General features: G+C 72.0%; 15 protein-coding genes. 10 read left to right on the top strand and 5 right to left on the bottom strand.

All coding sequences use genetic code 11. The annotated features are described in order from the left end of the window. Positions 1 to 30 precede the first annotated feature (30 nt). Both rimP and nusA read left to right on the top strand, forming a co-directional pair. On the top strand, positions 31 to 525 hold the full coding sequence (gene rimP / locus C7S10_RS13110) for a ribosome maturation factor RimP (protein WP_108344879.1): 495 nt from the start codon (positions 31 to 33) through the stop codon (positions 523 to 525). Next, positions 525 to 1511 (top strand): transcription termination factor NusA, encoded by a 987-nt coding sequence (nusA, locus tag C7S10_RS13105; protein WP_108344878.1) that lies wholly within the window; start codon positions 525 to 527, stop codon positions 1509 to 1511. The genes rimP and nusA overlap by 1 nt, the downstream gene beginning before the upstream one ends. Here nusA and C7S10_RS13100 read toward each other — a convergent pair whose 3' ends face one another. Then, positions 1512 to 2285 (bottom strand): glycoside hydrolase family 16 protein, encoded by a 774-nt coding sequence (locus C7S10_RS13100; protein WP_243395357.1) that lies wholly within the window; start codon positions 2283 to 2285, stop codon positions 1512 to 1514. Positions 2286 to 2346: 61 nt separating this feature from the next. Here C7S10_RS13100 and C7S10_RS13095 point away from each other — a divergent pair, with 61 nt between their 5' ends. The 6 genes from C7S10_RS13095 to C7S10_RS13070 all read left to right on the top strand — a co-directional run bounded on the left by C7S10_RS13095 (position 2347) and on the right by C7S10_RS13070 (position 8943). After that, entirely contained in the window at positions 2347 to 2610 is a 264-nt protein-coding gene (locus tag C7S10_RS13095; RefSeq protein WP_243395356.1) for a YlxR family protein, read from the top strand. Between the two features lie 148 nt (positions 2611 to 2758). Further along, entirely contained in the window at positions 2759 to 5599 is a 2841-nt protein-coding gene (gene infB / locus C7S10_RS13090; RefSeq protein ID WP_108344876.1) for a translation initiation factor IF-2, read from the top strand. Between the two features lie 151 nt (positions 5600 to 5750). Continuing rightward, entirely contained in the window at positions 5751 to 6203 is a 453-nt protein-coding gene (gene rbfA, locus C7S10_RS13085; RefSeq protein WP_108344875.1) for a 30S ribosome-binding factor RbfA, read from the top strand. Next, positions 6203 to 7066, top strand: coding sequence for a tRNA pseudouridine(55) synthase TruB (truB, locus tag C7S10_RS13080; RefSeq protein WP_108344874.1), 864 nt, complete (start codon positions 6203 to 6205; stop codon positions 7064 to 7066). The genes rbfA and truB overlap by 1 nt, the downstream gene beginning before the upstream one ends. A gap of 21 nt (positions 7067 to 7087) precedes the next feature. Then, complete coding sequence (locus C7S10_RS13075; protein ID WP_108344873.1) at positions 7088 to 8023, top strand: bifunctional riboflavin kinase/FAD synthetase; 936 nt, start codon at positions 7088 to 7090, stop codon at positions 8021 to 8023. Beyond that, on the top strand, positions 8020 to 8943 hold the full coding sequence (locus C7S10_RS13070) for a hypothetical protein (protein WP_108344872.1): 924 nt from the start codon (positions 8020 to 8022) through the stop codon (positions 8941 to 8943). The genes C7S10_RS13075 and C7S10_RS13070 overlap by 4 nt, the downstream gene beginning before the upstream one ends. 73 nt (positions 8944 to 9016) lie before the next feature. Here C7S10_RS13070 and C7S10_RS13065 read toward each other — a convergent pair whose 3' ends face one another. The 4 genes from C7S10_RS13065 to C7S10_RS13050 are packed head-to-tail and all read right to left on the bottom strand — an operon-like array spanning position 9017 to position 13085. Next, positions 9017 to 9259: an HPr family phosphocarrier protein gene (locus tag C7S10_RS13065; RefSeq protein ID WP_108344871.1), complete on the bottom strand. Its 243-nt coding sequence runs from the start codon at positions 9257 to 9259 to the stop codon at positions 9017 to 9019. 33 nt (positions 9260 to 9292) lie between these two features. Beyond that, entirely contained in the window at positions 9293 to 11371 is a 2079-nt protein-coding gene (locus C7S10_RS13060) for a PTS fructose transporter subunit IIABC (protein ID WP_108344870.1), read from the bottom strand. Continuing rightward, positions 11368 to 12321: a 1-phosphofructokinase family hexose kinase gene (locus tag C7S10_RS13055; RefSeq protein WP_108344869.1), complete on the bottom strand. Its 954-nt coding sequence runs from the start codon at positions 12319 to 12321 to the stop codon at positions 11368 to 11370. The genes C7S10_RS13060 and C7S10_RS13055 overlap by 4 nt, the downstream gene beginning before the upstream one ends. Further along, complete coding sequence (locus C7S10_RS13050; RefSeq protein WP_108344868.1) at positions 12318 to 13085, bottom strand: DeoR/GlpR family DNA-binding transcription regulator; 768 nt, start codon at positions 13083 to 13085, stop codon at positions 12318 to 12320. Before C7S10_RS13050 ends, C7S10_RS13055 begins: the two co-directional genes overlap by 4 nt. A gap of 112 nt (positions 13086 to 13197) precedes the next feature. Here C7S10_RS13050 and ptsP point away from each other — a divergent pair, with 112 nt between their 5' ends. Together ptsP and C7S10_RS13040 are read left to right on the top strand one after the other, a co-directional pair. Next, positions 13198 to 14886: a phosphoenolpyruvate--protein phosphotransferase gene (ptsP, locus tag C7S10_RS13045; RefSeq protein ID WP_108344867.1), complete on the top strand. Its 1689-nt coding sequence runs from the start codon at positions 13198 to 13200 to the stop codon at positions 14884 to 14886. A 119-nt stretch (positions 14887 to 15005) separates the two neighbouring features. Further along, positions 15006 to 16742: an alcohol dehydrogenase catalytic domain-containing protein gene (locus C7S10_RS13040; protein ID WP_108344866.1), complete on the top strand. Its 1737-nt coding sequence runs from the start codon at positions 15006 to 15008 to the stop codon at positions 16740 to 16742. Positions 16743 to 16809 lie beyond the last annotated feature (67 nt).

The raw sequence follows: 16809 nt of genomic DNA, 5'->3' as shown, positions 1-16809 counted from the left end.
CCGACAACAGCACAAGGAGGTCGCACGCTCGTGAGCAGCGCCAAGCAGGACGCCACCAGGGATCGCATCGAGGGCGAGATCACCGGCCCCCTCAGTGCCATGGGTCTCGACATCGAGGCCATCGAGCTGACGCCCGCGGGCAAGCGACGGGTGCTGCGCATCGCCGTCGACCAGGACGGCGGGGTCACCCTCGACGACGTCGCCGACGCGACCCGTGAGATCAACCGGGTGCTCGACGAGTCCGACGTGATGGGCGAGATGCCCTACACGCTCGAGGTCACCTCCCGAGGAGTCGACCGTCCCCTCACCCTGCCGCGCCACTGGCGCCGCAACGAGGACCGCCTCGTCAAGGTCGCCCTCGTGGAGGGCGGCGACGTCACCGGCCGGATCGTCGGGTCCGGCGAGGACACCGCGACGCTCGACGTCGACGGCACCACCCGCGAGCTGGCCTACGCCGACGTGGCGAAGGCCCTCGTGCAGGTCGAGTTCAACCGCAAGAAGCACGACGACAGCGAGGACGCCTGATGGACATCGACCTGAGCATCCTGCGGATGCTGGAGCGCGAGAAGGAGATCTCCTTCGAGGTCCTCGTGGACGCCATCGAGCAGGCCCTGCTCACCGCCTACCACAAGACGCCCGGCGCCAGCGAGCACGCGCGCGTCCAGCTCGACCGCAAGTCCGGGCACGTGATGGTGCTGGCGCGCGACGTCGACGAGGACGGGACGACGAGCGAGGAGTACGAGGACACGCCCGAGGGCTTCGGCCGGATCGCCGCGACGACCGCGAAGCAGATCATGCTCCAGCGGCTGCGTGACGCCGAGGACGACATCCGCTTCGGGGAGTTCGCCGGCAAGGAGGGCGACATCATCTCCGGCATCATCCAGCAGGGCCGCAACCCGGACGACGTGATGGTCGACCTGGGCAAGCTCGAGGCGATCCTGCCGCTGGGGGAGCGGGTGCCCGGTGAGGAGTACAAGCACGGCGAGCGGATCAAGTGCCTCGTGGTGTCGGTGCGCAAGGGCATGCGCGGCCCGCAGATCACGCTGTCGCGCAGCCACCCGACCCTGGTCAAGAAGCTGTTCGCGCTCGAGGTCCCCGAGATCGCCGACGGCACCGTGCAGATCGCGGCGATCGCCCGCGAGGCCGGTCACCGCACCAAGATCGCCGTCTTCTCCGACGTGCAGGGCGTCAACCCCAAGGGCGCGTGCATCGGCCCGATGGGCCAGCGCGTGCGCAACGTGATGGCCGAGCTCCACGGCGAGAAGATCGACATCGTGGACTGGTCGGAGGACCCGGCCGAGCTGGTCGCCCACGCCCTGTCGCCGGCGCGGGTGCGCTCGGTCGAGATCGTCGACCTGGCCGCTCGTGCGTGCCGGGTCGTGGTCCCCGACTTCCAGCTCTCGCTGGCGATCGGCAAGGAGGGCCAGAACGCCCGTCTCGCCGCCCGCCTCACCGGCTGGCGCATCGACATCCGCTCGGACGAGGCGCCCGACCCGGTCGACGAGGACTGATCAGGTCGTCCTGATCCAGTCGACGACGAGCTCGGGGACGAGGTCGTCGTCGGCCCCGGTCGACCAGTCGGGGAAGTCGAAGACGGCCACCATCAGCTGGAGGTCGTACGTCGGTGGGCCGGCGCAGCGGCGTACGACCTCGCCGTCCACGCTGAAGACGGCCTCGTGCTCGTCCCAGCTCGCGGTGTAGGTGTGCATGTCGGCGGGGTCGATCGGGAGCCGCGGCGCGTCGAAGTCCTGGACCAGGTCGGGGTCGCGGATCGTCTTCAGACCGATCCCGACCTCGCAGCCGCCGTCGCGGACGCTGTTGCCGAAGATCTCCACGACGCAGATCTCCCCGGACTGCTCGGGCACCTGCTCCCAGCCGCACAACCACAGGGCGGCCATCGAGCGCGGCGAGACCGACATGGCGCAACGCATCTCGACGCTGCTGCCGGGCCCCAGCAGCCGACCGCGGAACTCCGGCTGCTGCTCGCGCACGCGCTGGCCCGCGTAGAGCTGCTGCTGACCGGTCGTCGAGCCCACGGGACCGCTGTGGTGGCCCGACATGATCCCCGACAGCCGCAGCGGCCCGTCGTGCTCCTCGGCGCACCACAGTCCCTGGTCGCGGGGGACGCGGAGGGTCAGCCGCGAGTCGGCGACGTGGTGGACCGCCGCGGTCTCGGCGCGCGACGACCAGCAGGGCAGGTAGTGGGGGAGCCAGACGGCCGGGTCGAGCCGGTCCCCGTCGAAGTCCTCGGACCACGCTCCCGCGGGGCCATTCGGGGTTTCCACCCACCACACGATAGAGTGACCGGTGGTGGATTCCTTGACCGAGAGCACTACGTCTGTGCCCATGCGCACCTGCGTCGGTTGTCGGGCCAGGGCCGCCAAGAGCGAGTTGCTACGAGTCGTCGTCGGCTCGGACGCCCAGGGCCAGCCGGCCGTGAGCCCCGATCCACGTGGCACGGCGCCGGGACGCGGGGCTCACCTGCATCCCACGCGCAAGTGCTATGACCTCGCGGTTCGCCGGCGGGCGTTCTCCCGGGCCTTGCGGCTCACGGAGGGACTCACCAGCGCACCGGTCGCGGACCACCTCGACTCGCTCGCACCACAGTGACCAGGCACCACACCAGGCAACAACGACAAGAAGCTGGAGCAGCAGCTCATGAGCACTCGATGAGTACTTTCCGATGAGTTTGCACCACCACTAGCTTCCGTTCGCCCTCCTTCTGGGCTGACGGAACCAGAAGGAGCGTAGTTTTCACGTGGCCAAGACCCGAGTCCACGAACTCGCCAAGGAGTTCGGTGTCGAGAGCAAGTTCGTTCTCGAGAAGCTCAAGGAGATGGGTGAGTTCGTCAAGTCGGCATCGTCGACCGTCGAGCCTCCCGTCGAGATGCGCTTCAAGAAGCAGTACGGCGACGAGCTGAAGGCCGCAGCGGCCTCCGCCCCCGCCGCCGAGCCGGCGTCCTCCGACGCCGCCCCCGCCCCGTCGTCCGGCGGCAAGCCCGGCCCCAAGCCGGGACCCAAGCCCGCCGCGAAGCCGGCCGCCGAGGAGGCTCCCGCCGCGGAGCCCACCCCGGTCGCCGAGCCGGTCGTGGAGACCCCTGCGGCAGCGGCCCCCCAGGCCCCTGCCGCCGAGGCCCCCGCAGCCCCGGCAGCACCGGCCGCACCGGCCGCCTCCGCGGCTCCTGCCACGGAGGCCGCCAGGCCGGCCGCTCCGGGCCCGCGTCCCGGCGCCCGTCCGGGTGCTCCGCGTCCCGGCAACAACCCGTTCGCGCCCAGCCAGGGCATGGGACGCCGTCCGGCGCCCGCGCCCAGCGCCGAGCCGGCCGCCGGCCCGGGTTCGTCCGCCGGCGACCAGCGCCCGCCGCGTCCGCCGGCTGCGCGCGAGGGCGGTGCTCCGGGTCGTCCCGGCATGCCGCGCCCCAACCCGGCGATGATGCCCAAGTCCCCGGCCGCCTTCGGTGGCGGCCCCGGCGGTCGCACCGGTGCTCCGGGTCGTCCCGGCGCTCCCGGTCGCGGTGGCCCCGGCGGTGCTCCCGGTCGCGGTGGCCCCGGCGGTGCTCCCGGTCGCGGTGGCCCCGGCGGCGCCCCCGGTGGCGCTCCCGGCCGTCCCGGCGGCTTCGGCCCCTCGGGCGGCGGTCGTCCCGGTGGCGGTCGTCCCGGCCAGCGTGGCCAGACCCAGGGTGCCTTCGGGCGCGCCGGTGGTCCGTCTCGCCGTGGCCGCAAGAGCAAGCGCGCCCGTCGCATGGAGTTCGAGGCCATGGAGGCCCCGACGATCGGCGGCGTGCGCGTCCGCAAGGGCAACGGCGAGACCGTCCGCCTGCCGCGTGGCGCCTCGCTGACCGACTTCGCCGAGAAGATCAACGTCGACGCAGCCGCGCTCGTGCAGATGCTCTTCTCGCTCGGCGAGATGGTCACCTCGACCCAGTCGGTCGGCGACGAGACGTTCGAGCTGCTCGGTGAGGAGCTCAACTACGTCGTCCAGATCGTGTCCCCGGAGGACGAGGACCGCGAGCTGCTCGAGACGTTCGACCTGGAGTTCGGTGCCGACGAGGGCGACGAGGGTGACCTGGTCGTCCGTCCGCCGGTCGTGACCGTCATGGGTCACGTCGACCACGGAAAGACCAAGCTCCTCGACGCGCTGCGCAACGCCAACGTCGTCGACAAGGAGGCCGGTGGCATCACCCAGCACATCGGTGCCTACCAGGTCCACACCGAGGTCGACGGCGACGACCGTCGCATCACCCTGATCGACACCCCCGGTCACGAGGCGTTCACCGCCATGCGTGCCCGCGGTGCCCAGGCGACCGACATCGCGATCCTCGTGGTGGCGGCCGACGACGGCGTCATGCCGCAGACGGTCGAGGCGCTCAACCACGCCAAGGCGGCCAACGTGCCGATCGTGGTGGCGGTCAACAAGATCGACAAGCCGGACGCCGACTCGACCAAGGTCCGTGGCCAGCTGACGGAGTACGGCCTGATCCCCGAGGAGTACGGCGGCGACGCGATGTTCGTCGACGTCTCGGCCAAGGCCGGGCTCAACCTCGACAAGCTGCTCGAGGCCGTGGTCCTGACCGCGGACGCCTCGCTCGACCTGCGGGCCAACCCCGACCAGGACGCGCAGGGCCTCGTGGTCGAGGCTCACCTCGACCGCGGTCGCGGCCCGGTGGCCACGGTCCTCGTCCAGCGCGGAACCCTCCGCGTCGGCGACTCGATCGTCGCCGGTCCGGCCCACGGCCGTGTCCGCGCGATGCTCGACGAGCACGGCAACGAGCTCACGGTGGCCGACCCCTCGCGTCCCGCGATGGTCCTCGGCCTGAGCGCCGTCCCCGGCGCCGGGCAGAACTTCATCGTGGTCGAGGACGACCGGATGGCGCGCCAGATCGCCGAGAAGCGTGAGGCGCGCGAGCGTGCGGCCATGCAGGCCAAGCGTCGTGTCCGTCGCAGCCTCGAGGACTTCATGGCCTCCATGGAGAAGGGCGAGAGCCAGGAGCTCAACCTCATCCTCAAGGGCGACGTGTCCGGTTCGGTCGAGGCCCTCGAGGACGCCCTGTCGCAGATCGACGTCGGCGAGGAGGTCTCGCTGCGCGTCATCGACCGTGGTGTGGGTGCGATCACCGAGACCAACGTCGACCTGGCCGCCGCCTCCGACGCCATCATCATCGGCTTCAACGTCCGCCCGCAGGGCAAGGCGAGCCAGATGGCCGACAAGGAAGGTGTCGAGATCCGCTACTACTCGGTCATCTACAACGCGATCGAGGAGATCGAGGCGGCCCTCAAGGGCATGCTCAAGCCGGTCTACGAGGAGTCGACCCTCGGGCAGGCGGAGATCCGCGAGATCTTCCGCTCGTCCAAGGCCGGCAACATCGCGGGCTGCATGGTCACCTCCGGGCTCATCCGCCGCAACGCCAAGGTCCGCGTCCTGCGCGACGGCGCCGTGGTGGCCGACAACCTCGACCTCTCGTCGCTGCGGCGTGAGAAGGACGACGCGTCGGAGGTCCGCGAGGGCTTCGAGTGCGGTCTGGTGCTCCGCAACTTCCAGGACATCAAGATCGGCGACATCGTCGAGTCCTTCGAGATGCGCGAGATCGCCCGCACCTGATCCACCGTCACACGAGTCGGCGCCCGGACACCCTCCGGGCGCCGGCTCGTCGATTTGAGAGAGTGAGCACCATGAGTGAGCGCAGCGAGCGAGTCAGTCAACACAGCGCAACACGTGCCTCGTGCGCGCACGGAGCGAAGCGAGTACGCGCATGAGCAACCCGCGCGTGCGCAAGATCGCCGACCGGATCCAGGTCATCGTCGCCGAGATGCTCGAGCGGCGGATCAAGGACCCGCGGCTCGGCTTCGTGACGATCACCGACGTCCGCGTCACCGGTGACAGCCAGCAGGCCTCGATCTTCTACACCGTCCTCGGCGCCGAGGAGGAGCTGGCCAGCACGGCCGCCGCGCTCGAGTCGGCCAAGGGTGTCATCCGCTCCGAGGTCGCCAAGCAGCTCGGGATGCGGATCGTGCCGTCCCTGACCTTCATCCCCGACGCCCTCCCCGAGAGCGCCCGTGCCCTCGACGAGGTCCTCGAGCGGGCCCGCAAGCAGGACGAGGAGGTCGCCGCGCGCCGCGTGGAGGCCTACGCCGGCGAGGCCGACCCGTACAAGAAGCCGCGCGTGGTCGAGGACGACCTCGACGAGGACGAGCTCGAGGACTGATGGCGCAGGCTTCCGGCCTGGTCGTCGTCGACAAGGCGGCGGGGATGACCTCGCACGACGTCGTCGCGCGCGTGCGCCGCCTCGCCGGCACTCGCAAGGTGGGTCACGCCGGCACGCTCGACCCGATGGCCACCGGCGTGCTCGTGCTCGGCATCAACCGTGCCACGCGGCTGCTGGGGCACCTGATGCTGACGGAGAAGGCGTACGACGCCACGATCCTGCTCGGCTCCACCACCACGACCGACGACGCCGAGGGCGAGGTGACCGCGACGTCGGCCACCGACGGTCTGACCGACGAGGCGATCCGCACGGCGCTCGCCGCGTTCGTCGGGGAGATCGACCAGGTGCCGACCGCCGTCAGCGCGATCAAGGTCGACGGCAAGCGCGCCTACCAGCGGGTGCGCGACGGCGAGGAGGTCGAGCTGAAGGCGCGACGCGTCACCATCCACGAGCTCACGGTCACCGACGTCCGCGGCCCGGAGGTCGACATCTCGGTGCGCTGCTCGAGCGGCACCTACATCCGCGCGATCGCCCGTGACCTCGGCGCGGCGCTGGGCGTCGGTGGGCACCTGACCGCGCTGCGGCGTACGGCAGTGGGCAGCTTCGACCTCGGCAGGGCACGCACCCTCGAGCAGCACGGCGACGACCTCGCGCTGGTCCCGATCGCCGACGCCGCGCGGGCGACCTTCCCCAGCCTCGACCTCGACGAGTCGCAGGCCGGCGACGTCCGGGTGGGCCGCGCGCTGGCGTTGACGCTGCCCGGGGCCGGCGAGCACGCCCTGTTCGCACCGGACGGCGAGTTCCTCGCGCTCTACGCGCCCTCGGACTCCGGCGCCCGCCCGGTCGCCGTCTTCGTCGGCTGAGGCGTCGGTAGGCTGCGCCTCGTGCAGATCTGGACCTCCTTCGACGCCGTGCCCGGCGACCTCGGCCCGACCGTCGTCACCATCGGCAACTTCGACGGCGTCCACCTCGGACACCAGCACGTGCTGCGCCAGGCCCGCGCGACGGCGGACGAGCTCGGCGTCGCGAAGGTGGTCGTGGTGACCTTCCACCCGCACCCGATCGCGGTGCTCCGACCCGAGCACGCCCCGCCGACGCTGACCAACATCGAGACGCGCCTGCGGCTGCTCGAGGCGCGCGGGGTGGACGGAGTGCTGGTGGTGCCGTTCGACCGGGACATCGCGGCGTGGACGCCGGAGGAGTTCATCGACCGGGTGCTGGTCGGGACCCTGGGCGCGCGCGGCGTCGTGGTGGGCGCCAACTTCCGCTTCGGCAACCGCGCTGCGGGCGACGTGGCGCTGCTGCGGGAGGCGGGGGAGACCCGCGACTTCGTGGTCGAGGGCGTCGCCCTCGACGGCGGCCCGCAGGTCTGGAGCTCCACCTACATCCGCAACTGCCTCGCGGCCGGCGACGTCGCCGGCGCCGCCGAGGCGCTCGGCCGGCCGTTCACGGTGCGCGGGGTGGTGGTGCGCGGCGACCAGCGCGGCCGCGAGCTCGGCTACCCGACCGCCAACGTGCCGACCCCCGTCGACGGCGCGGCCCCGGCGGACGGCGTCTACGCCGGTCGGCTCACCCGCCTCGACACCAGCGAGACCTATCCCGCGGCGATCTCGGTCGGCACCAACCCGACCTTCGGCGGGGAGCGCGAGCGCCGCGTCGAGTCCTACGTCCTCGATCGCGACGACCTCGAGCTGTACGGCGTCGAGGTCGAGGTCGCCTTCGTCGAGCGCCTCCGCGGGATGGTGAAGTTCGAGGGGATCGAGGCCCTCGTCGAGACCATGCACGGCGACGTGCGCCAGGCCCGCGAGATCCTGGCGTGACCCACGGTGCCGGCCGCGCGGAGCCGGCCACGCGGGATGAGGCCGAGGCGTGGTTCCGGGCCAACGGGCTGCCGTACTTCGTCGACAGCACCCGCGAGCTCGTCCGCCGCCGGCTCGCGCGCGGACGGCTGGTCGTCGTCGCCCTGGTCGGGCTGCTCGTCGCCGTCCCCGCTGGGGTCGGTGTCGGCCTGTGGACCGGCGTGGTGTCGCTCGGCATCGCGACCGCCGGGACCGTCCTGCTGGCGGTGGCGGCGACCTACGCGGGCCGGGCGCTCCAGGTGCAGTCGATCGCGGGATGGGCGCTGCGGCACGCGTTCACGAGCCTCGAGCTGCTCTTCCCGCTGGCCACCCGGGCGCTGCCGATGCTGCTGCTGTTCGTGACGTTCCTGTTCATCAACACCGAGGTCTGGATGGTCGCGTCCCGCCTGGACGGCGGCGTGCTGTGGGGCGCGGTGATGTTCTTCGCGGCGATGGCGGTCGGCTTCCTCGTCGTGCGGCTGGTCGAGGAGGTCGACCGGCTCGACGACGAGGTCGGTCGCCCCGAGCTCGGCGACGACGCCGACGTGCTGGGCCTCGAGCGCGCCAACCTCGTGCTGGTCCTGCTGATCACGCAGGCGATCCAGGTGCTCCTGCTGGCGCTCGCGGTGTTCGCGTTCTTCATCGTCTTCGGCCTGGTCGCGATGGACCGCGAGGTGCTGGAGCTGTGGATCACGCCCGACAAGCTCACGTACCCGTGGGGGATCTCGCTGGTCAGCCTCGAGCTGGTGCAGGTCTCGGTGTTCCTCGCCGCCTTCAGCGGGCTCTACTTCGCGGTCTACGCCGTCACGGACGAGACCTACCGGCGCGAGTTCTTCGCCGACGTGCTCGGCGAGCTGGAGCAGGCCCTGCGCGTGCGGGTCGCCTACGTCCTGAAGCGGTAGCGGGCCCCCGAAATCGGGCCGACGCCGGGTGGTCGCCCCACGAGGAGCGGCCACCCGGCGTCGTACGGACCGGTCAGGCGTCGAGGTCCTGCTCGACGAGGGCGGCGATCGCGTCGACCGCGGCCTCGTCGTCACCGGCGACCTCGACCGTGTCGCCGTTGCCGGCGCCCAGGGTCATGATCATCAGCGACGAGCTGGCGTCGACGCCGTTGATGGTGACCTCGGAGCCGAGCTCACCGGCCTTCTCGGCGATGATCGCGGCGGGACGGGCGTGCAGGCCGACGGCGGAACCGACGACGACGGACTTGGTGGGCATGGGTGCTCCTTGCTGTGGTCGGAACGAGGTGGGTCAGACAGTAGCGACGTCGGCGTCGGACTTGTTCATGCTCTTGAGCGCGACGACGAGTGCCGCCGCGACGAGCACGCCGGCGAGCAGGGCGATGAAGAAGCCGATCACGCCGTCGACGGCGAAGAGCACGAAGATCCCTCCGTGCGGGGCCCGCAGGGAGACGTCGAGCCCCATCGAGAGCGCACCGGTGACGGCGCTGCCGGCCATGATCGAGGGGATGACGCGCGCCGGGTCGGCCGCGGCGAACGGGATCGCGCCCTCGGTGATGAAGGAGGCCCCCATCGCCCAGGCCGCCTTGCCGTTCTCGCGCTCGGGGATGGTGAAGAGGCCGGGTCGTACGACCGTGGCCAGCGCGAGCGCGAGCGGCGGGACCATCCCGGCGAGCATCACCGCGGCCATCACCTTGAGCTCGGGGGCGTCCGTCGCGGTGGCCGCGGCGCCGAGGCCGGTGGTGGCGAACGCGTAGGCGGTCTTGTTGAGCGGGCCGCCCATGTCGAAGGCCATCATCAGGCCGAGGATGATGCCGAGCACGATCGCCGAGCCGCCCTGCAGGCTGTTGAGGCCGTCGGAGAGCGCGTCCATCAGCGCGGCCAGCGGCTTGCCGAGGACGACCACCATCACGAACCCGGAGATCAGGGTGGCCAGCAGCGGGATCACGAGGACCGGCATCAGGCCGCGCATCCAGGTCGGCACCTTCCAGCCGGCGATCCAGTGGGCGACGATGCCCGCCAGGACGCCGCCGACGATGCCGCCGAGGAAGCCGGAGTTGAGGGTGCCGGCGATGGCACCCATGACGAAGCCGGGGGCGATGCCGGGGCGGTCGGCGATCGCGTAGGCGATGTAGCCGGCCAGCGCCGGGACCAGGAACCCGAAGGCCGCGGCACCGAGGGTGAAGAGCAGCGCACCGAGGTACGCGAAGAACGGGCTGCCGAAGAGCGCGTGCTCGAGACCGAAGTCGTCGACGTTCGGCAGGTTGAAGAGCGTGTTGTCGACGGCGATGGCCTGCCCGTCGGTCACGATCTCGTAGCCGCCGAACAGGAAGCCGAGCGCGATCAGCAGACCACCGGCCGCGACGAACGGGATCATGTAGGACACGCCGGTCATCAGCACGCGGCGGATCTTGGCCCCGAACGACTCGTTGGCGGTGGACGTGGCACCGGCGTCGGCGGCGTTGCCCTCGACGCGCGGGGCGTTGGGATCGTCGGCGTAGCGCAGGGCCTCGGCGATCATCGCGTCGCCCTCGTCGATCGGGCGCTTCACGCTGGAGGAGACCATGGGCTTGCCGGCGAAGCGGCCGCGGTCGCGCACGCCCACGTCGACCGCGAAGATCACCGCGGACGCCGCGGCGATGGTCTCGGGGGACAGCGGCGTCGAGCCGGCCGAGCCCTGGGTCTCGACCTGGATCGGGACGCCGGCCCGCTCGGCCGCGGCCTCGAGGGCCTCGGCCGCCATGTAGGTGTGGGCGATGCCCGTCGGGCAGGCGGTCACCGCGACGAGCGACTTCGGACCACCGGAGGCGGGCGCGGCCGACGCGGCGGCCGCGGCGGGTGCGGCCGCGGCGGCGCCGCCGCCGGCAGGTGCGGCAGGCACGGCGGCAGCGGGGGCCGGGGTCGAGGAGCCCGCGGGCGGGGCGTCGAGCGCCATCAAGATGTGCTCGACGACCTCCTCGGGCGTCTCCGCCGACCGCAGCGAATCGGTGAAGGCCGGCTTGACCAGCGAGCGAGCCAGCTTGGTGAGGAGCTGGAGGTGGGTCGCGTCGCCGCCCGCGGGGGCGGCGATCAGGAAGGCGAGGTCGGCCGGGCCGTCCTTGGCGCCGAAGTCGACCGGCGGGTCCAGGCGGACGAAGCCGAGAGTCGGCTCCGAGACGCCGGTGGTGCGGCAGTGCGGGATGGCGATGCCGCCGGGCAGACCCGTGCTGGAGGTCTCCTCCCGGGCGAAGGCGTCGGCGATGAGCTGCTCGACGTCCTCGGCGCGGCCGGCCTCGTCGACGACGGCCGCGAGGCCGCGGATGACGTCGGCCTTGTCGTCCCCCCAGCTCGCGTCGAGCCGGACCAGCTCGGTGGTGATGAGATCGGTCATGCGCTGCCTCCCAGGACAGTGATGGTGACGAGCTCGGTGCGAAGGTGCTCCGGCTCGGGGATGGTGGTGCCTGGCAGACCGGCGGCGGCGCTGCCGTAGGCCACGGCCAGTGCCAGGCGGTCGGGGGCGGGTAGTCCCCGGATGTCGCCGAGCAGGTAGCCGAACAGGCTGGAGTCGCCGGCACCGACGGTGCTGACGACGGTGGTGGGCGGGGGTGCGGCGTGCCACGCCCCGTCGGCGGTGACGAGGACGGCGCCGTTGCCGCCCAGGGTGGCGAGCACGGTCCCGACACCGCGGTCGACCAGGGTGCGGGCCGCCTCGGCGGCCTTGGCGGGGTTGCTCTCGAGCTCGTCGGCGTCGCCGCCGGTGAAGGACGCGAGCTCGTCGCCGTTGGGCTTCATCAGGTCGGGCGCCGATCCGGGCAGCGCGTCGACGAGCGCCCGCAGCGGTTCCTCGCTCGTGTCCACGGCGACCTTGGCGTCGCTGGCGCGCAGGCGGCGTACGAGCTCGGCGTAGAACTCCGGGGGGGCACCCGCGGGGAGGGAGCCGGCGAGGACGGTCCAGCTCGCACTGGCGGCGCGGGCGAGCAGGGCCGTGGCCATCGCGTCGAGGTGCTCGGCCTCCACGGTCGCTCCCGGAGAGTTGAGCTTGGTGGTGGTGCCGTCGGGCTCGGTGATCGTGACGTTGACACGCACGTCGCCGGCCGGGCGCACGGGACGCGCGTCGATGCCGGCGGCGAGCAGCTCGGTGACGAACGGGTCGTCCTTGGCGGCCGGAAGCACCGCGAGGGTCGGCTCTCCGGCGCTGACGGACGCGCGGGAGATGTTGACGCCCTTGCCGCCTGCCTGCGAGGTCACCGAGACGACGCGCTGGACCTGACCACGCGCCAGCTCGCCGGCCAGCGTGATGGTGCGGTCGATGCTGGGGTTGGGTGTGAGGGTGAGGATCACGCGATCACCACTTCCACATCGGCCGCGGCGAGCGCCGATGCATCGTTGTCGGAGATTCCGGAGTCGGTGACGAGCACGTCGACCTCGTTGAGGGCGGCGAAGCGCAAGGAGGCCTCGACGCCGATCTTGGTGGAGTCGGCAAGCACGACCGTACGCCTGCCGGCGCCCGCAATGGCCCGCTTGGTGGCGGCCTCGTCGCGATCAGGGGTCGTCAGTCCGTGGGAGACGCTCAGGCCGTTGGTGGCGATGAAGGCGACGTCGGCCCGGATGTCGGACAGCGCTGCGACCGTGTCGGCACCGACCGCAGCGTGCGTGGTGGCGCGGACTTTGCCGGGCAGCAGGAACAGGTCGATCTGGGGGAGCCCGGCGAGCCGGGCGGCGACGGGGACCGCGTGGGTGACGACGGTGAGCCGGTGGTCGCGGGGGAGCAGCGCGGCGAAGCGCGAGGTCGTCGAGCCGGCGTCGATGACGATCATCGACCCGGGCGGTGGCAGCAGCGACAGCGCGGCGGCCGCGATCGCGTCCTTGGCGTCGGTGTTGGCCTGGTCGCGCTCGGAGATCCCGGACTCGATGACGGCCAGGGCATTGGCGGGTACGGCGCCGCCGTGCACGCGGCGGATCAGGCCCATCCGCTCCAGCGCGGACAGGTCGCGCCGGACGGTCTCGGTGGTGACGGCGAGGTCCTCGGCGAGCTCGGCCACGGACACGCGACCCTGCTGGCTGATCAGCTGGGCCATCGCCTGCTGGCGTTCCTCTGCGTACACGTCGGGTCCTGGCTCGTCGGGGGGATGTGGCGCCGATCACGCCGTTCTGTGTATGTGTTGTTTTATAGCCGAACCTGTTGAGTGTCAAGTCGCGGTGCCCTACGGTGTGTCCATGACCACAACCAGCCCCTCCACCAGCGGCCTGCGCGGCACCCCGGTCGTCCCCGGCGTCGCGGCCGGCCCCGCCCTGCTGGTCCGTGGCGAGGTCTCGCCCGACGCGATCGCGCGTTTCGGTGACGGGGGCTTCGCCGACGACGACGCCGCGATGGCGGCCTTCGACGACGCGGTCACCGCGGTCGCCGACACGTTCACCCGCAAGGCGGACAAGGCCACCGGCCCGGCCGCCGAGGTGCTCACCGCGAGCGCCGGCCTGGCCAGGGACAAGGGCCTGCGCGGGGCGGTCGCGAAGAACGTCGCCAGCGGCAGCCCGCTGGTGTCGGCGGTCGACGCGGCGGTGGAGCAGTTCGTCTCCATCTTCACCAACATGGGCGGCCTGATGGCCGAGCGCGTCACCGACCTCGAGGACATCGAGCGCCGCGTCGTGGCGCACCTGGTCGGCGAGCCCGAGCCGGGTGTGCCCACCCCGCAGGAGCCGTCGGTGCTCGTGGCCGAGGACCTCGCGCCCAGCGACACCTCCGGGCTCGACCCGGAGCTGATCACGGCCCTCGTCACCGAGCGGGGTGGCGCGACCAGCCACACCGCGATCATCGCCCGCCAGCTCGGCATCCCGTGCGTCGTCGGCGTCGCGGGCGTGACCGAGGTCGAGGCCGGAACGTTCCTGGTGGTCGACGGCGAGACCGGCGAGGTCGAGCTCGGTGCCGACCCGGACGAGGCGGCCGGCCGGGTGGCGGCCAGCCGCGAGGCGCGCGCGGCGCTGGCCGACTGGTCGGGCCCGGCCGAGACCTCCGACGGCACCCCGATCAAGCTGCTCGCCAACGTGGCCGACGGACCCAGCGCCCGCCACGCCAGCGAGGAGCCGGTGCAGGGCGTGGGCCTGTTCCGCACCGAGCTGTGCTTCCTCAGCGCCACCGAGGAGCCGTCCGCCGAGGAGCAGGGCGAGATCTACGGCCAGGTGCTCGACGCCTTCGGCGAGGGACAGTACGTCGTGATCCGCACGCTCGACGCCGGGTCGGACAAGCCGATCGCGTTCGCCACGATGCCGGGCGAGGAGAACCCCGCCCTCGGCGTGCGCGGCCTGCGGCTGTCCTTCGGCAACCCCGGCCTGATGGACCGCCAGCTCGACGGCATCAAGCTGGCCTCGGAGGCGAGCGGCACCGAGACCTGGGTGATGGCGCCGATGGTGGCGACCGTCGCCGAGGCGTCCGAGTTCGCCGAGAAGGTCCGCTCGCGCGGGCTCAAGCCCGGCGTGATGGTCGAGATCCCCAGCGCGGCCCTGCTCGCGCACCGGATGCTCGAGGTCGTCGACTTCCTCTCGATCGGCACCAACGACCTGACGCAGTACACGATGGCCGCCGACCGGATGGCGACCGACCTCGCACATCTCACCGACCCGTGGCAGCCGGCCGTGCTCCAGCTCATCGCGATCACCGCCGAGGCCGGCAAGCAGACCGGCAAGCCGGTCGGCGTGTGTGGCGAGGCGGCGGCGGACCCCATGCTCGCCTGCGCGCTCGTCGGGATGGGCATCACGTCCCTGTCCATGGCCGCCCGCGCCGTACGCCCGGTCGGTGCGCAGCTGTCCCGCGTCTCGATGGACACCTGCGAGGCCGCCGCCGAGGCCGCCCTCGGCGCCAGCGACCCGATGGCCGCCCGCGACGCCGTGCGGGCGCTGCTCAACGGCTGAGGCCGTGCACCCACCCACTTCTCGCCCGCACCGGGCGAGACCGGCCCCGGGAGATCCGCCTCCCACCCGTGGTGCCGGCACGTCCCGGGAGGCACCGTCCATCTCACACGGAGAAGACCATGACATCAGCCTATGACCGCTACCGCGCAGCCGACCTCGAGCTGCCCGACCAGGCCTGGGCCTGGAACCTGTGGGGCGCGGGCGAGGACAACATGGGCAAGGACGGTGCGCCCGAGCAGGTCGCCATCCCCAGGCCCGACGCCGACCACATGCTCGTGCGGATCGACAGCGTGGGGCTCTGCTTCTCGGACGTGAAGATCATGCGCCAGGGCGGCAGCCACCCCAAGCTCTACAACCGCGACCTGGCCGACGACCCCACCCGGCTCGGCCACGAGGTGAGCCTCACCGTCATCGAGGTCGGCGACAACCTCAAGGACCGCTACCACCCCGGCCAGCGGCTCGCCGTGCAGCCCGACATCTACCAGGACGGCACGAGCACGGCCTACGGCTACACGATCCCGGGCGGGCTCATCCAGTACCACCTGATGGGCGCCGAGATGCTCGAGACCGACGACGGCGCCTGCCTGCTGCCGCTGCCCGACACGATGGGCTACGCCGAGGCGTCCACGCTCGAGCCGTGGGGCTGCGTGATGGCGGCCTACACCCAGCGCCGCCGCCTCGAGCCGAAGGCGGGCGGGACGATGTGGATCGTCGGCCGGCCCGGGGACGAGCGGGAGTACGCCTTCTCAGCCGGGCTGGACGCACCGGCCACCATCGTGCTGACCGACGTGCCTGCCTCGGTGGCGAAGCTCGTCGAGGCCACCTCGGCCACCGTGGTCGTCCGCGACGGTCTCGGTGACGACGACTTCCAGGCGGTGGTGGACGAGCTGACCGAGGGCGCCGGCTTCGACGACATCGTCATGCTCGACCCGCGCTCCGCCGCCACGGTCGGTGCCGTGGCCACCCACATCGCCCGGCGCGGCACCCTCAACCTGGTGGGGGAGACCGAGCTGGACGGTCTCGTCGACACCGACGTGGGCCGCCTGCACTACGACTACACCGCCTACATCGGCGGTCGTGGTCCCGACATCGCCGCGTCGTACGGCGAGGCGCGCAACCGCTGCGACCTGCGACCGGGCGGCACGACGGTGTTCGTGGGCGCGGGTGGTCCCATGGGCCTGATGCACGTCCAGCGGGCGATCCAGCAGACCGACGGTCCCACCCGGATCGTGGCCACGGAGGTGAGCGACGAGCGCCTGAAGGCCCTCGAGGACCGGCTCGCGCACCTGGCGGAGAGCAACGACTGCGAGCTCATCACCTTCAACTCCCAGACCGCCGGCCAGTCGCTCCACGACTTCGTGATGGGGCTGACCGACGGCAAGGGCGCGGACGACGTGGTGGTCAGCGTGCCGATCTCGGGCGTCATGGCCGAGGCCGACACGGTGATGAACTCCGACGGCATGCTGGTCTTCTTCGCCGGCGTCCCCAACGGCACCATGGCGCCGATGAACCTGAGCGCGGTCTACCTCGACAACGCGCAGTACACCGGGACGTCCGGGCTCACCATCCACGACCAGCAGCAGGTGGTGGACCTGGCGCAGGCCGGCCAGCTGTCCCCGGGGTCCATCGTCGGTGCCGTCGGCGGCATGCGCGCGGCCAAGGACGGCCTCCAGGCGCTGGTCGACGGGGCCTACTCGGGCAAGGTGCTGATCTTCCCGCAGATCCACGACCTGCCCCTGATGGGTCTCGACCGGCTGAAGGACGAGTTGCCGGAGGTCGCCGAGAAGCTCGGCCCCGGCGACACCTGGAACGGCGAGGTCGAGCAGGCGCTCTTCGACAGCCAGCTGGACGCGTAGCCGCGTCGGCCGGCGCTGCCGGCCACTCCATTTCGGGCCCTCGCCGTCGTCGGCGGGGGCCCGTGGT

This window comes from Nocardioides currus, from assembly GCF_003057875.1.
Taxonomy (GTDB): domain Bacteria; phylum Actinomycetota; class Actinomycetes; order Propionibacteriales; family Nocardioidaceae; genus Nocardioides; species Nocardioides currus.
This window is presented reverse-complemented; position numbering and strand designations above follow the sequence as displayed.

What these genes read in the sequence shown, in the direction of transcription:
- rbfA (WP_108344875.1), top strand. Translation starts at nt 5,751, where the DNA reads ATGAGCAACCCGCGCGTGCGCAAGATCGCCGACCGGATCCAGGTCATC.
- C7S10_RS13040 (WP_108344866.1), top strand. Translation starts at nt 15,006, where the DNA reads ATGACATCAGCCTATGACCGCTACCGCGCAGCCGACCTCGAGCTGCCC.
- nusA (WP_108344878.1), top strand. Translation starts at nt 525, where the DNA reads ATGGACATCGACCTGAGCATCCTGCGGATGCTGGAGCGCGAGAAGGAG.
- C7S10_RS13060 (WP_108344870.1), bottom strand. Translation starts at nt 11,371, where the DNA reads ATGACCGATCTCATCACCACCGAGCTGGTCCGGCTCGACGCGAGCTGG.
- C7S10_RS13095 (WP_243395356.1), top strand. Translation starts at nt 2,347, where the DNA reads ATGCGCACCTGCGTCGGTTGTCGGGCCAGGGCCGCCAAGAGCGAGTTG.
- C7S10_RS13065 (WP_108344871.1), bottom strand. Translation starts at nt 9,259, where the DNA reads ATGCCCACCAAGTCCGTCGTCGTCGGTTCCGCCGTCGGCCTGCACGCC.
- truB (WP_108344874.1), top strand. Translation starts at nt 6,203, where the DNA reads ATGGCGCAGGCTTCCGGCCTGGTCGTCGTCGACAAGGCGGCGGGGATG.
- ptsP (WP_108344867.1), top strand. Translation starts at nt 13,198, where the DNA reads ATGACCACAACCAGCCCCTCCACCAGCGGCCTGCGCGGCACCCCGGTC.